This is a genomic window from Pseudomonas sp. HY7a-MNA-CIBAN-0227 (assembly GCF_040310325.1).
GTDB lineage: Bacteria > Pseudomonadota > Gammaproteobacteria > Pseudomonadales > Pseudomonadaceae > Aquipseudomonas.
Genome location: NZ_JBEOPT010000333.1, coordinates 1 through 240 on the forward strand (window position 1 = coordinate 1; position 240 = coordinate 240).

Sequence of the window (240 nt, forward strand, 5' to 3'; positions counted from 1 at the left end):
GCCGTCGGCGCCAGGGCGTCCGATCCACCCGCAGTACCTGACCCGCCTGCTCAGTGAACTGGCGGATGAAGACGCGATCTTCACGGCTGACGTCGGCACGCCAACGGTGTGGGCTGCACGCTACCTGAAGATGAATGGCCAACGGCGCCTGCTCGGCTCCTTCAACCACGGTTCTATGGCCAACGCGATGCCGCAAGCGATCGGCGCACAGGCAGCCTTCCCTGACCGCCAGGTGATTTC

At 65.0% G+C, this 240-nt stretch carries 1 protein-coding gene; it reads left to right on the plus strand.

Annotated features, from left to right (window positions below; genetic code table 11):
- On the plus strand, window positions 1-240 hold a 240-nt coding region (locus tag AAEZ06_RS28150), incomplete at both ends, for a thiamine pyrophosphate-dependent enzyme (RefSeq protein ID WP_350617491.1).